The 13,381-nt window shown below is 70.3% G+C and carries 12 protein-coding genes; 9 read left to right on the forward strand and 3 right to left on the reverse strand.

All coding sequences use genetic code 11. The features are described from left to right. Nucleotides 1–423: 423 nt before the first annotated feature. Nucleotides 424–1,041: a 30S ribosomal protein S4 gene (rpsD, locus tag ACK4UM_RS05435; RefSeq protein WP_409796614.1), complete on the reverse strand. Its 618-nt coding sequence runs from the start codon at nt 1,039–1,041 to the stop codon at nt 424–426. A gap of 263 nt (nt 1,042–1,304) precedes the next feature. On the opposite strand from rpsD, the gene ACK4UM_RS05440 reads away from it, so the two are divergent. The 4 genes from ACK4UM_RS05440 to ACK4UM_RS05455 are packed head-to-tail and all read left to right on the forward strand — an operon-like array spanning nt 1,305 to nt 5,917. Next, on the forward strand, nt 1,305–1,862 hold the full coding sequence (locus tag ACK4UM_RS05440; protein ID WP_409796616.1) for a polysaccharide biosynthesis/export family protein: 558 nt from the start codon (nt 1,305–1,307) through the stop codon (nt 1,860–1,862). A gap of 43 nt (nt 1,863–1,905) precedes the next feature. Continuing rightward, complete coding sequence (locus ACK4UM_RS05445; RefSeq protein WP_409796618.1) at nt 1,906–3,084, forward strand: glycosyltransferase family 4 protein; 1,179 nt, start codon at nt 1,906–1,908, stop codon at nt 3,082–3,084. A 59-nt stretch (nt 3,085–3,143) separates the two neighbouring features. After that, complete coding sequence (locus tag ACK4UM_RS05450) at nt 3,144–4,685, forward strand: undecaprenyl-phosphate glucose phosphotransferase (RefSeq protein ID WP_409796620.1); 1,542 nt, start codon at nt 3,144–3,146, stop codon at nt 4,683–4,685. Continuing rightward, nucleotides 4,682–5,917 (forward strand): O-antigen ligase family protein, encoded by a 1,236-nt coding sequence (locus tag ACK4UM_RS05455; protein WP_409796622.1) that lies wholly within the window; start codon nt 4,682–4,684, stop codon nt 5,915–5,917. The genes ACK4UM_RS05450 and ACK4UM_RS05455 overlap by 4 nt, the downstream gene beginning before the upstream one ends. Nucleotides 5,918–6,197: 280 nt before the next feature. Here ACK4UM_RS05455 and glp read toward each other — a convergent pair whose 3' ends face one another. Continuing rightward, nucleotides 6,198–7,454: a gephyrin-like molybdotransferase Glp gene (gene glp, locus ACK4UM_RS05460; RefSeq protein ID WP_409796624.1), complete on the reverse strand. Its 1,257-nt coding sequence runs from the start codon at nt 7,452–7,454 to the stop codon at nt 6,198–6,200. Between the two features lie 15 nt (nt 7,455–7,469). Next, nucleotides 7,470–8,036: a molybdopterin-guanine dinucleotide biosynthesis protein B gene (mobB, locus tag ACK4UM_RS05465; RefSeq protein ID WP_409796626.1), complete on the reverse strand. Its 567-nt coding sequence runs from the start codon at nt 8,034–8,036 to the stop codon at nt 7,470–7,472. Nucleotides 8,037–8,599: 563 nt separating this feature from the next. On the opposite strand from mobB, the gene ACK4UM_RS05470 reads away from it, so the two are divergent. From ACK4UM_RS05470 to ACK4UM_RS05490, 5 genes are all read left to right on the forward strand, one after another. After that, a complete protein-coding gene (locus tag ACK4UM_RS05470; protein ID WP_409796628.1) occupies nt 8,600–9,040 on the forward strand; it encodes a DUF2493 domain-containing protein in 441 nt (146 codons plus the stop codon). A 12-nt stretch (nt 9,041–9,052) separates the two neighbouring features. Next, nucleotides 9,053–9,511 (forward strand): phosphoribosyl-ATP diphosphatase, encoded by a 459-nt coding sequence (gene hisE, locus ACK4UM_RS05475; RefSeq protein ID WP_409796630.1) that lies wholly within the window; start codon nt 9,053–9,055, stop codon nt 9,509–9,511. After that, complete coding sequence (mgtE, locus tag ACK4UM_RS05480) at nt 9,508–10,848, forward strand: magnesium transporter (protein ID WP_409796632.1); 1,341 nt, start codon at nt 9,508–9,510, stop codon at nt 10,846–10,848. Before hisE ends, mgtE begins: the two co-directional genes overlap by 4 nt. A gap of 334 nt (nt 10,849–11,182) precedes the next feature. Next, nucleotides 11,183–12,475 carry a nicotinate phosphoribosyltransferase gene (pncB, locus tag ACK4UM_RS05485; RefSeq protein WP_409796634.1) on the forward strand — a complete coding sequence of 431 codons (1,293 nt, stop codon included), beginning with the start codon at nt 11,183–11,185 and terminating at the stop codon, nt 12,473–12,475. Further along, nucleotides 12,472–13,242: a phosphodiester glycosidase family protein gene (locus ACK4UM_RS05490; RefSeq protein WP_409796636.1), complete on the forward strand. Its 771-nt coding sequence runs from the start codon at nt 12,472–12,474 to the stop codon at nt 13,240–13,242. The genes pncB and ACK4UM_RS05490 overlap by 4 nt, the downstream gene beginning before the upstream one ends. Nucleotides 13,243–13,381: the final 139 nt, after the last annotated feature.

Consider the following 13,381-nt stretch of genomic DNA (forward strand, 5'->3'; position numbering starts at 1 on the left):
ACACACGTCGTGATCTGCGCATCGAGGAGAAGATCCGGCGCCGCCGCTCTCCTTCCCCTCAGGGGAAGGTGGCCCGGCGGCGGAGCCGACGGGTCGGATGGGGTTTTTCGCCGCGCAAGCGGCGAAGGGGCGTGGTCCTAAAGCTCCTTACGTAAGGAGAAGCCCAGCACCCCTTCGCTCCATCGGAGCGAGCGACCCCATCCGGCTCCGGACCCGGTTCGGGTCCGGAGCCACCTTCCCCTGAGGGGAAGGAAAGGGAGCGTCCTCTGCCCGTCAGACGCCTGCGAGACCGACGATCTCTGCACTCCCTAGTCCCTCGGACCAGCGTCCCCGAATGAGACGGTGAGCGGCCGCGCATGAACGAAAAGAGCCGCCCGGTTTCCCGGGCGGCTCTTCGACAATCGTCGCAATCGCTTGCGCGGATCAGCGCGAGTAGAACTCAATCACGAGGTTCGGCTCCATCTGGACCGGATAGGGCACCTCGGAGAGGGTCGGGATGCGGCCGAACTTGGCGACCATCTTCTGGTGGTCGACCTCGATGTAGTCCGGCACGTCGCGCTCGGCGAGCGACACGGACTCGAGCACGATGACGAGCTGCTTCGAGGCGTCCTTCACCTCGATCACGTCGCCGGGCTTGACGAGGAAGCTCGGGATGTTGACGCGGCGCCCGTTGACCCGGACGTGGCCGTGGTTGACGAACTGGCGCGACGCGAACGGGGTCGGCGCGAACTTCGCGCGGTAGACCACCGCGTCGAGACGGCGCTCGAGCAGACCGATCAGGTTCTCGCCGGAATCGCCCTTCTGGCGGATCGCCTCGGCGTAGTAGCGGCGGAACTGCTTCTCGGTGATGTTGGCGTAATAGCCCTTGAGCTTCTGCTTGGCGCGCAGCTGCGTGCCGAAGTCGGAGAGCTTGCCCTTGCGGCGCTGGCCGTGCTGGCCGGGGCCGTATTCGCGCTTGTTGACGGGGCTCTTCGGGCGGCCCCAGATGTTCTGACCCAGGCGCCGGTCGATCTTGTGCTTCGCCTGAATGCGCTTCGACATCGCTGTTCCTCTGCGATCTTGGTGTTGTCGAGGAACGCGCCCTCCTCTTCCCTCTCGGGACGACAGGGCCGGCGGACCGGCCCACGGGTGCGTACAGAGCCCGAGCTTGCGCTCGAACGCGAACGCGGGCCCCGATCCGAGACCCGCGCTCTTGCCGGGTGCAATATAGCGACCCGCCGCCCCTGTCAACCGCGCCACGCGGTCACCGCTCGTTAACCATGCGCGCCTAAACCTCTCAGGCGGAAAGAGGAAGCTCGACACGCATGCTCACCCGTCGCCGCGCCATCGCCCTCGTCATGGCCGCCCCGTTGCTCGCGGGCTGCGTCACGCCGCGCCCGCGCCTGCTCGAGGCGGAATTCGAGACGCAGTACCGCGTCGCGGCCGGCGACAGGCTGCGGATCATCGTGTTCGGGCAGGACGACCTCTCGAACCTCTACACGGTGGACGCGGTCGGAGCGATCGCGATGCCGCTCGTCGGCGCGATCCCCGTCGCGGGGGCGACGACGGCCGCGATCGAGGCGCGCGTCGCCGAGCGGCTGCGGGCGGGCTTCCTGCGCGATCCGCGCGTGGCGGTCGAGGTCGACACCTATCGCCCGTTCTTCATCATGGGCGAGGTGACGAATTCCGGCCAGTTTCCTTTCGTCAACGGCATGACCGCGCAGACCGCGGTGGCCATCGCCGGCGGCTTCACGCCGCGGGCGGAGCGGCGATCGGTCGAGATTTCCCGCGTGACGAGTGACGCAATCGTAACGGAAACCGTGCCATTGACCTTTCCCGTTCGGCCCGGCGACACGATCGTGGTCAGGGAGCGTTGGCTCTGAGGAGACCGTGGTCTCGCCGCGCCGGAGGCCGGGGAGAGCGGACATGAACATTCACCGGACGATGCCGCGTCTGCGCATCCTCCACGTCTTCCGGGCACCGGTCGGCGGTCTGTTCCGCCACGTGCTCGATCTCGCCCGCGAGCAGGTCGCGCGCGGCTACGCGGTCGGCCTCGTCTGCGACGAGACGCACGGGCATCCCGCGGGCGAGGCCGCGCTCGCCGCGCTCGCGCCGTCGCTCTCGCTCGGCCTCCACCGCGTCGCGATGCCGCGCGAGCCGGGGCTCGGCGACATCGCCGCGATCCGCGCCCTCTCCCGCCTGCAGGCGCAGGCGCAGGCGCGGGTGCTGCACGGCCACGGGGCCAAGGGCGGCGCCTATGTGCGGCTTCTTCGGATCCCGTCCGGCTTCGGGCCCGTGGCGCGCGTCTACACGCCCCACGGCGGCAGCTTCCACGCCAATGCCGGCCGCCTCTCGAAGAACGTCTATATGGGGATCGAGCGGATCCTCGCCCGGCGCACCGAGCTGTTCACCTTCGAGAGCGCCTATGTGGCGGACCGCTTCCGGCAGGAGATCCGCGGCTCGGAGGACCGCATCCGCGTCGTCCACAACGGGGTCGCGGAGGCCGAGTTCGAGCCGATCGACACGAGCCGCGAAGCGTTCGACCTGTTCTATATCGGCGAGATGCGCGCCTTCAAAGGCGTCGACACGCTGCTGCACGCGGTGGCGCGCCTCGCCGCGCGCGGGCGCCGGCTGCGCGTCCTGTGCGTCGGCTCGGGGCCCGACGAGGCCGCCCTCGCGGGGGAGGCCGAGCGCCTCGGCATCGCCGATGCCGTCACCTTCGCGCCGCCCCGGCCGATCCGGGACGTGCTCGGCCGCGGTCGCGTGATGGTCGTGCCCTCGCGCGCGGAATCGCTGCCCTACGTGGTGCTCGAAGCCGCCGCGGCGCGCCAGCCGCTGATCGCGACGCGGGTCGGCGGCATTCCCGAGATCTACGGCCCCCTCGCCGACGCGCTGATCCCGCCCGACGATCCCGAGCGGCTCGCCGACGCGATCCTCGCCAAGCTCGACGAGAGCGACGCGGCGCGCGCGCACGCCGCGGAGGCGCTCGCGGCGCGCATCCGGGCGGGCTTTCGGCTGGAGACCATGGTCGATTCCGTGATCGCCGGCTACGCGCAGGCGCTCGGCCTCGCCGGGGAAGACGCGCTCGCGCCCGCCCGGCCTTAAGCGAATTCGAAGCTGTTTCGACGAAGATCGAGATCAACGAACGAGCCGGACACGCCCTCATGAGCCTGGTCAACATCCGCGATCTGATGAGCGCCGCCGCCAGCCTGACGGCCGAGGGGGCCGCGGCGCAACGCCCGCCGGAAGGGCGCGCGCGGGTCCCGATCGCCGAGAGCGCGGCGGCCGTCGTGCCCGACCGGAAATGGTCGCCCGTCGTCCTCGTCGGGATGGTGCGCGCGATCGAGGCGCTCCTCCTCCTCGCGACCGGGCTCGTCGCCCACCGGCTCTACCTCGCCGAGCCGCTGACCACCGATTACTGGCTCGCCCTCGTCGGCCTCTCCATCGCGGCGGCGATCGTGCTGCAGGGCCTCGGGACCTATTCAATCCACGCGTTCCGCGCCTATTTCCGCTTCATGACCAAGGTCGTCGGCGGCTGGAGCCTCGTCGTCCTCTGCGCGCTCGCGGCGGTCTTCCTCCTGAAGGCGGGGGACCATTTCTCGCGGGTCTGGCTCGTCTCCTGGTACGCCGCCGGCCTCGTCTCGCTCGCGGCGACGCGGCTCGTCCTGTGCGGGATCGTGACCGCGATGACGCGGGCCGGCCGCTTCGATCGCCGCACCGCGATCGTCGGCGGCGGCCCGGCCGCGGAGGCGATGATCAAGGCGCTCGACGCCCAGCCCGACAGCGGTATCCGCATCGTCGGCGTCTTCGACGACCGCTCGGACGATCGCTCCTCGGACGTCGTCGCCGGCTATCCGAAGCTAGGCCGCGTCGACGATCTCGTCGACTATGCCCGCCGCACGCATCTCGACCTCGTCGTCTTCACCGTGCCGATCTCGGCCGAGGAGCGGCTCCTGCAGATGCTCTCGAAGCTCTGGGTCCTGCCGATCGACATCCGCCTCTCGGCGCAGGCGAGCAAGCTGCGGCTGCGCCCGCGCTCCTATTCCTATATCGGCTCGGTGCCCGTCCTCGACGTGCTCGACCGCCCGATCCGCGACTGGGACGTCGTCGTCAAGTCGCTGTTCGACCGCGTCGTGGGCGCGCTCCTGCTCGTCCTCCTCTCGCCGTTCCTCGTCGCGACCGCGATCGCGGTGAAGCTCGATTCGCGCGGGCCGGTCTTCTTCAAGCAGAAGCGCTACGGCTTCAACAACGAGCTGATCGAGGTCTACAAGTTCCGCTCGATGTATACCGACATGGCGGACGTGAGCGCGTCGAAGCTCGTCACCAAGGACGACCCGCGCGTCACCCGCGTCGGCCGGATCATCCGCAAGACCTCGATCGACGAGCTGCCGCAGCTCTTCAACGTGGTCTTCTTCGGCAATCTCTCGCTCGTCGGCCCGCGCCCGCACGCGCTCCACGCCAAGGCGGCGGACCGGCTCTACGATCAGGTCGTCGACGGCTATTTCGCCCGCCACAAGGTCAAGCCCGGCATCACCGGCTGGGCGCAGATCAACGGCTGGCGCGGCGAGACGGACACGCAGGAGAAGATCCAGCGCCGCGTCGAGCACGACCTCTATTATATCGAGCACTGGTCGGTGTTCTTCGACCTGCAGATCCTGGCGATGACGCCCGTCGCGCTCCTCACCGACCGCGAGAACGCCTATTGAGCACCAAGGCGGCTTCCCTCGACGCGATCCCGCGCCCGCGCGCCTTCTCGCCGCGCGTCGAGAATGCCTGTTTGTGGCTCCTCGGGGCGGGCGGGGGCGTCGTCCTGATCGAGCCCTCCCCCTACGAGCTGTTGTTCTTCGTCTGCGTCCTGGTGCTCGGCGTCGGCGGGCTCGCGCTGCATCGCTCGAGCCTGCCGATGGCGATCCTGCTCGCGATCTTCAATCTCGGCGGCGTGATCGCGCTCGTGCCGTTCCTCCACGTCACCGACAGCGTGATGTTCATCGCGATCTCCATCTACCTGATGGTGACGAGCATCTTCTTCGCGATGATCCTGCTCGAGCGCGGCTCCGAGCGCTTCGACGCGCTCGGCCGCGGCCTGATCGTCGGCGCGGCGATCGCCTCCTTCGCCGGCATCCTCGGCTATTTCGACGTCGGGGGACTTGCCGCGATCTTCACGCTGCACGACCGTGCGTCGGGGACCTTCAAGGATCCGAACGTGCTCGGCACCTTCGTCATCCTCCCCGTCCTCCTCCTCGCGCAAAGGATCCTGTTCCGCCGCGGGCGCGTCCTCGTCGATCTCGCGCTCCTCGGCCTGATCCTGTTCGGCGGGGTGTTCCTCTCCTTCTCGCGCGGCGCCTGGGGGCACACGGCGGGCTCGCTCCTGATGATGGCGATGCTCACCTTCGTGCTCGGCTCGGACGCGCGGCTGCGGACGCGCATGGTGCTCCTCGGCCTCCTCGTGCCCTTCCTCGCGGTGGGCGCGCTCCTCACCGCGATCTCGGTCGAGCCGATCCGCGAGATGCTGGAGCAGCGCGCGAACCTCGTCCAGGAATACGATGCCGGCCCGACGGGGCGCTTCGGCAACCAGGCGCGGGCCCTGCCGATGCTCGTCGGCCTGCCGAACGGTTTCGGACCGCTGCAATTCCGCAGCCACTTTCCGGAAGAGCCGCACAACGTCTACATGAATGCCTTCGCGTCCTACGGCTGGCTGGGCGGCATCAGCTATCTGGGGCTCACGCTCGCGACGATCGCCGTGGGCTTCGCGACGGTGGCGCGACGATTCTCGCTGCAGCCGGTGGCGATCGCGGTGTGGTCGACATTGTTCGTGCAGATGCTGCTCGGCTTCATCATCGATACCGACCATTGGCGGCACTATTATCTGCTGCTCGGCCTGATCTGGGGCCTGTTCGCGCTCTCGCGCCTGGAGGCGCTGCGGAGCCGGGGCTCTTGAACCTGTCGCGGGCTCGGCATGTGCTGTGCGCTGGGACCGGCGTCAATCGTGTAGGTCCCGGGTCCGCTTCACGGCACGGGATGACAGCGGTGGGAGACCACCCACACAACCAGAACAAGAAAAAACCCGCCGAGACGAAGCTCGGCGGGTCAGTTGCTCTCGATGTACGCCCCCACAGGCGCATAACCTAAGTTAGAGACGTGAATGGGGTTGTGCAAGCCGAAAATTCTCCTGAACCCCCCTATCCACGGAATAAAATGTCCTGTGGCCGCCCTGCCACTCAGCGGCACAGGATCGCGTGGTCGAGGAAAGTCACGGGATCGCCCTCCGCGATGCGGGTGACGTCCTCGGGGAGTTCGACGAGGCCGTCGGTCTGCGTCAACGACGTGATGATCCCGGCGCCCTCGCGCGGGTGCTTGCGGGCGATCGCCGCGCCGTCCGCCCCGAGAGCGAGCGCGCAGCGGACGAATTCCCGCCGGCCTTCCTTCTTCCTGTAGGCGAAGCCGGCGCGCACCGGCACGCCCTGCGGCCGCCGCCAGGTCTCGCCGGAGAGGCGCGCGATCAGCGCGCGGGCGATGATCGTGAAGGTCACGTAGACGGCCGCCGGATTGCCGGGCAGGCCGATGAAGGCGCGGCCCTTCACCACGCCGAGCGCGACCGGCCGCCCCGGCTTGATGCCGACCCGCCAGAAGGTGAGCGCGCCCGCCTCCTCGACCGCCGCCTTGACGTGGTCCTCCTCCCCCGTCGAGACGCCCCCCGACGTGATCAGCACGTCGACCCGCTCGGCCGCGGCGGCGAGCGCGCGCGCGACGTCGGCGCGCCGATCGGGGAGGATGCCGAGATCGACGACGGCGCAGCCGAGCCGGCGCAGGAGCGCGCCGAGCATGAACCGGTTCGCGTCGTAGAGCTGCGCGGGCGCGAGCGTGCCCCCCGGCGCCACGAGCTCGTCGCCGGTCGAGAACACGCCGACGACGAGAGGCGCGCGGACATCGACCCGCTCGATCCCGAGCCCCGCGAGGAGCGCGACGTCGCGCGGGCTCAGCCGCTGGCCGGCGGGCAGGGCGAGCGCGCCGCGGGCGATGTCCTCGCCGGCCTCCCGCGCGTTGGCGCCGGCCTTCAGCCCCGCCGGCAGGACGACCGCCTCGCCCTCTCGGCGCGCGTCCTCCTGCATGTAGACCGTGTCGAACCCCTCCGGCATCGCAGCGCCCGTGAAGATGCGCAACGCCACGCGTGCCCCCTCCCCGCCCCCGGGCGCGGCGCCGGCGGGAAGCCGGCCGGCGACGGGCAGGCGCGTCGGCCCCGCCGCGTCGAGATCGGCATGGCGCACGGCATAGCCGTCGACGGCGGAGTTGAAGAAGGGCGGCAGCGGGATCGGGGCGTGCACCGGGTCGGCGAGGATGCGCCCGTCGGCCTCGACGAGCGGCACGCTCTGCGCGCCCACGACCGGGGCGAGGCGCTCCTCGACGAGCGCGAGCGCCTCGTCCACCCGCATGAGGGCGCCGCCGAAGGCGAAGCAATCGTTCGAGAGCTGGGCCATCGGATCGCGTCTCCCTCAGGCGGTCGCGCGCGCCGACAGGCGGGCGGGGACGGGGCTCCGCGCGAGGAGCGCGAGGAGCGCGTCGCGCGCCATCGCCTCGCGCAGCGCGATCTCCGCGATCGCCTCCACGTCGTCGAGCGCCACGACCGGCACGCCCGCGCCCGGCACCGGCACGTCGCTCGCGATCGCCCGCACGTTGGGCGCGCGGTCGTGGAGATGCGGCTTGCCGTTCGCCTCGCGATGGATCGCGATCTTGGGGTGCGGATAGGCCTTGAAGCCTTCGACGATCACGAGATCGACCGGCGAGAGCCGCTCGAGAAGCGCGCCGAGCGGCGGCTCCTCGGCGCCCTCCGGGATCTCGTGGACGAGGGCGAAGCGGCGCGCGGAGGCGATCAGCACCTCGCGGGCCCCCGCCTCGCGATGGGCATGGCTGTCCTTGCCGGGCTGGTCGATGTCGAAGGCGTGGTGGGCGTGCTTGAGGGTCGAGACGGACAGCCCGCGCGCGCCGAGCGCCGGGATCAGCTTCCTCAAAAGGGTGGTCTTGCCGGCGCCGCTCCAGCCGGCGAGCCCGATCACGCGCATGGCACGACACTCCGGGAACGAGACGGCCCCTTTGTGTCAGGGCGCGCCCGCGAGGTGAAGCGTTTTCTCGCGCGCCGCCTTTGGCGCTCGAGCCGCGGGCGGAATGAAGGCTTGACATCCGTGGCAGAAAGGGCCAAGTCGGTTGTGCCGGGCGCGTCGTGCGCATCTCGGTCCTTTTTTCCGCGAACCCGAAGACGAAACCGATGGACGGCTACTCTAGTAGCGCCTCGACCAGCGCCCTCGCGCGCGGTCGGGCGTCCCGAAACGACGGTATCGGCTGAAGGCTCGATCGGCCGCGGGCCCCTCCGACGGGGGTGGCCCGCTCCGATCGGGTCGACCCGATCGGAGACGAGCCCATGAGAGCGACGCTCGCCACTCCCCGCCATGCGCTCCCGCCCGCCGAATGTCGGCGGCGCGCCTTCGCACGTGCGCTCACCGCGCTCGCGGCCTGCCTGCGCCGCGCCCGCGACGCCCGCCCTCCCAGTCGAAGCCGAGCCTGATCCGGCGCCCGATCCGGGCGCGCGCCACGCTCCTGATTCTTCGCCTGACCCTGGGAGGCGGCCATGCGGCTCCTCGTCTGTGCCGGACGGCACTTTCACGACGCGCGTCTCGTCGAGAGCGAGCTCTCGCGCCTGCACGCGCACCATGCCCTCACCGTCGTCGTCCACGGCGGCCACACCACGCTCGGCCCCGCCATCGAGGCGTGGGCGCGCGCCAATCTCGTCCACGCGATCCGCTATCCGGCCAATTGGCAGCATCTCGGCAAGCGCGCCGAGGGCGTGCGCAACGCCTTCATGCTCGACGACAGCCGGCCCGATCGCGTGCTCGCTCTCCCCGGCGGTCGCCACACCCACGATCTCGTCGCCCGCGCGCAGGCGCGCGGCATCGACGTGATCCGCGCGGGCGATGCGCGCGGGATCGTCGAGGACGACGAGGAGCGCGACGGAGGCCCGACCCGCGCGCGCCCCCGCCCCGCGCTCGACGAGCACGCCGCCCTCCACTGACCCGGTGACGCCATGAACCTTCACGTCGCGCTCCGCCCGGAGCGGCGAACCCGCGCGCGTGCGCGCCTTCGCCGTGCCTGCGCCGCCGATCGGGCGGCTCCTGCTTCGGGCCAGATCGAGCGCCTCCACGCGGCCCTCGCCGGTCCCGATCTGCCGCCGCGCACGCGCGCGCTCCTCGCGAGCGGGCGCGCGAAGAAGCTGCGCAAGCTCGTCGAGGAGGCGACCGAGGTCGCGCTCGACGCGCAGCGCGGCGACCGCGGCGGCGTGGTCCGCGAGAGCGCGGACCTCCTCTACCACCTCGCCGTCGTCTGGCACGACGCCGGGATCGATCCCCACGAGGTCTGGACCGAGATGGCGCGACGCGCCTGGCGGCTCGGCCTCGCCGAAAAGCTCCCCAAAGCCCCGAAAGGCGTGCGTCGATCCGCGGCGCTCGCGACCGATCCTCACCTCGCCCCAGGAGACCTGCCATGACCGTCGTCGACCGCCCGAGCGCGCGCCGCGCCGACACCCATCCCGCCGACATCGCCAACGAGGCGGCGGGGCTCGAGCCCGCGCGCGCGGCAGCCTTGCTCGCAGGCCTGCCCGCAGGCGAACGCGGCGCCGTGTTCGGCTATCTTCCGCCCGAGCAGCAGGCCGATCTCGTCGCGGCGATGCCCCGCGCCGATCTCGCCGCGATCTTCACGGAAATGTCGCACGACGACCGGGTCGACGTGTTCAAGCGCATGAGCCCGGCCGAGCAGGAGACGCTGCTCCCGGCCCTCGCGCAAGCCGAGCGCGACGACATCCGCCGCCTTGCCGCCTATGGCGAGGGTACGGCGGGCGCCGTGATGACCTCCGACTACGCGACGCTCGCGCCCGATCTCTCCGTCGCCAACGCCTTCGAGGCCCTGCGTCGCGAGGCGCCCGACGCGGAGACGATCTACGAGGCCTACGTCGTCGATCCCGAGCGCCGCCTCCTCGGCGTCGTCTCCCTGCGCGACCTCCTTCTCGCCGCCGGCACGAAGCGCGTGAGCGACGTCATGCGCCGCGATCCCGTGACGGTCCGGGCGAGCGCTCCGAAGGGCGAGGCCGCACGCAAGGTGGCCGATTACGACCTCATCGCGCTCCCCGTCCTCGACGAGCGCGCGCGCCTCGTCGGCATCGTCACGACCGACGACGCGATGGACGTCCAGGCGGAGGAGGCGACGCGCGAATTCCGCAAGATCGGCGGCATCCAGGAGGGGCTCGGCCACAAGGGCGGCGCGGTCGCGGCCGTGACGAGCGTGCGCGAGGCGAGCATCTTCATGCTCTACCGGCTGCGCATCGTCTGGCTCGTGGTTCTCGTCTTCGGCAACATCTTCTCGGGCGCGGGCATCGCCGCCTTCGAGGAGACGATCGAGGCCTACGTGGCGCTCGTCTTCTTCCTGCCGCTCCTGATCGATTCGGGCGGCAATGCCGGCTCGCAGGCCGCGACGCTGATGGTGCGCGGGCTCGCCACCGGCGACGTGCGCATGCGCGACTGGAGCCGGATGATCGGCCGCGAGGTCCTGGTCGCGGGTCTTCTCGGCCTGACGATGGCGCTCGCGGTGTCGGTCATCGGCGTGTTCCGCGGCGGGCCGGAGATCGCCCTCGTCGTGGCCTCGTCGATGGTGCTGATCGTGCTCGTCGGCTCGACGATCGGCATGTCGCTGCCCTTCCTCCTGTCGCGCCTCAAGCTCGATCCGGCGGCGGCGAGCGCGCCCCTGATCACCTCGATCGCGGACGCGGCCGGCGTCATCATCTACTTCTCCATCGCCACGACGGTCCTGCCCTTCCCGGAGGCAGGTTGACGAGCGGTCTCGGACAGGGCTCCTCCCTCGAACCTGCGGAGCGCACGGGTCGTCATCTGCGCATCGGACGAGAAGGCGATGCGCCGCCGCTCTCCTTCCCCTCAGGGGAAGGAGAGGGAGCGCGCCGTTCGCGTCGTATGGTGCACGAAGGCCGCTGCGTGCACTCCGTCGCCCTCGTGGAGGCGAACGGACCCCGCCTCGGGCCGGGGAGGATCGCGCCTGACGCCCGCGCGTTCGCGCCCGGCGCCCCGTGCATGGGCGGGCCATGGGCAAGCGGCGGGAAAGCCTCTATGGTGGCCGCTCGATGCCCCGAACATGCGGGAGAAGGGCCGCGATGGTCGACATCGCCACACGCGTCTACAACCACAACTGGAAGATCGATCCGATCGTCCGATCGGTGCTCGACACCGACTTCTACAAGCTCCTGATGGCGCAGACGATCTTTCGTCGCCATCGGGACGTGGCGGTCACCTTCGGCATCCAGAACCGCACCACATCGGTGCGCCTCGCCGACATCGTCGACGAGGGGGAACTGCGCGAGCAGCTCGATCACGTGCGGTCGCTATCGCTGACGCGCGGCGAATCGACCTGGCTGCGGGGCAACACCTTCTACGGCAAGCGGCAGATGTTCTCGCCCGAGTTCATCGGCTGGCTCGAGACCTTCCGCTTCCCCGCCTACCACCTCGAGCGCCGCGACGGCCAATACGTCCTCACCTTCGAGGGGCCCTGGATCGAGACGACGATGTGGGAGATCCCCGCGCTCGCGATCCTCAACGAGCTGCGTTCGCGCGGGGTCTTGCGCGAGATGGGCAAGTTCGAGCTCCAGGTGCTCTATGCGCGCGCGATGAGCCGCGTCTGGGAGAAGATCCAGACGCTCAAGGCGCTGCCCAACCTCTCGATCGCCGATTTCGGCACCCGCCGCCGCCACGGCTTCCTCTGGCAGGATTGGTGCGTCCAGGCCATGATCGAGGGGCTGGGCGAGAGCTTCCTCGGCACCTCGAATTGCCTCATCGCGCTGCGGCGCGAGGTCGAGGCGGTGGGCACGAACGCCCACGAATTGCCGATGGTCTACACCGCGCTCGCCGAGACCGAGGCGGCGATGGCGCGGGCGCCCTACGACGTCCTCTCCGACTGGATGGAGGATTACGAAGGCAACCTGCGCGTCATCCTGCCCGACACCTACGGCACCACCAATTTCCTCGCCAACGCCCCCGACTGGGTCGCCTCCTGGACCGGCATCCGCATCGATTCGAAGGATCCGCTGGAGGGCGGCGAGGAGGCGATCGCCTGGTGGCGCACCCGCGGGCAGGACCCGCGCCAGAAGCTCGCCATCTTCTCGGACGCGCTCGACGTCGACCTGATCGCGCGCATCCACCGCAAGTTCTCCGGCCGCATGCGCCTCGGCTTCGGCTGGGGAACGCTCCTGACGAACGATTTCCGCGGCTTCGTCGGCAACGGCGCGCTCGATCCGATCTCGATCGTCTGCAAGGTGATCAGCGCCGACGGGCGCCCCGCCGTGAAGCTCTCCGACAATCCGACGAAGGCGATCGGGCCGCTCGCGGAGATCGAGCGCTACAAGCGCGTCTTCCACGTCGAAGAGCGGACGCCGCAGCCGGTGCTGGTATGAGCCTGCGCCTCCACCGACGGCTGCGCGCGCTCCTCGCCGCGCTCGCGCTCGGCCTCGCCGCCCCGGCGGCCGCCCTCGACGCGGATCCGAGCGAGCCCTGCGCCCCGCACCCCTTCGACGGCGGGCGCTTCACCGTGTGCGTCGTCGATCTCGCAAAGCACGATCTGCGGCTGTTCTGGACCGACGAGACCGGCACCCCCTTCGCCCGGCCCGCCCGGCTGCCGAAGGAGATCGAGGGACGCCCGCTCCTGTTCGCGATGAATGCCGGCATGTACGACCGCGAGCTCGCGCCGATCGGCCTCTACGTGGAGGACGGCGTCGAGCTCAAGCGGCTCAACACGCGCGACGGGCCGGGCAATTTCCACATGCTGCCCAACGGCGTGTTCTACGTCGCGGGCGGCCGCGCCGGGGTCATGACCACGCAGGATTTCCTCGCGGCGACGCCCGACGCGGAGATCGCCACGCAATCGGGTCCGATGCTCGTGATCGACGGGCGGCTGCATCCGCGCTTCCTGCCGGGCTCGGATTCGCTGCGCATCCGCAACGGCGTCGGCGTGCGGCCGGACGGGCGGGTGCTGTTCGCGATCTCGGACGAGGCCGTGACCTTCCACCATTTCGCCCGCCTGTTCCGCGACGCGCTCGGCACGCCGAACGCACTCTATCTCGACGGCTCCGTCTCGGCGCTCTACGCCCCCCATCTCGAGCGCTCCGACGGCTTCCGCCCGCTCGGGCCGATGATCGCGGCCTTCCCGCGCGGAGAGGGCTGACGAACAAAACACCCTCGAAACGTGGGGTTTCAGCCGATCCACGCACGGGGCTCCTGTCCGCGCGAGAGAAAAACGGCCATTGCGGCCGCGTTTGACTGTCGATAACCTACGGAAAAGCCCGGAGGCGGGCGATCGAGCG

Origin of the sequence: Salinarimonas sp. (assembly GCF_046292825.1) — a bacterium.
Taxonomy (GTDB): domain Bacteria; phylum Pseudomonadota; class Alphaproteobacteria; order Rhizobiales; family Beijerinckiaceae; genus Salinarimonas.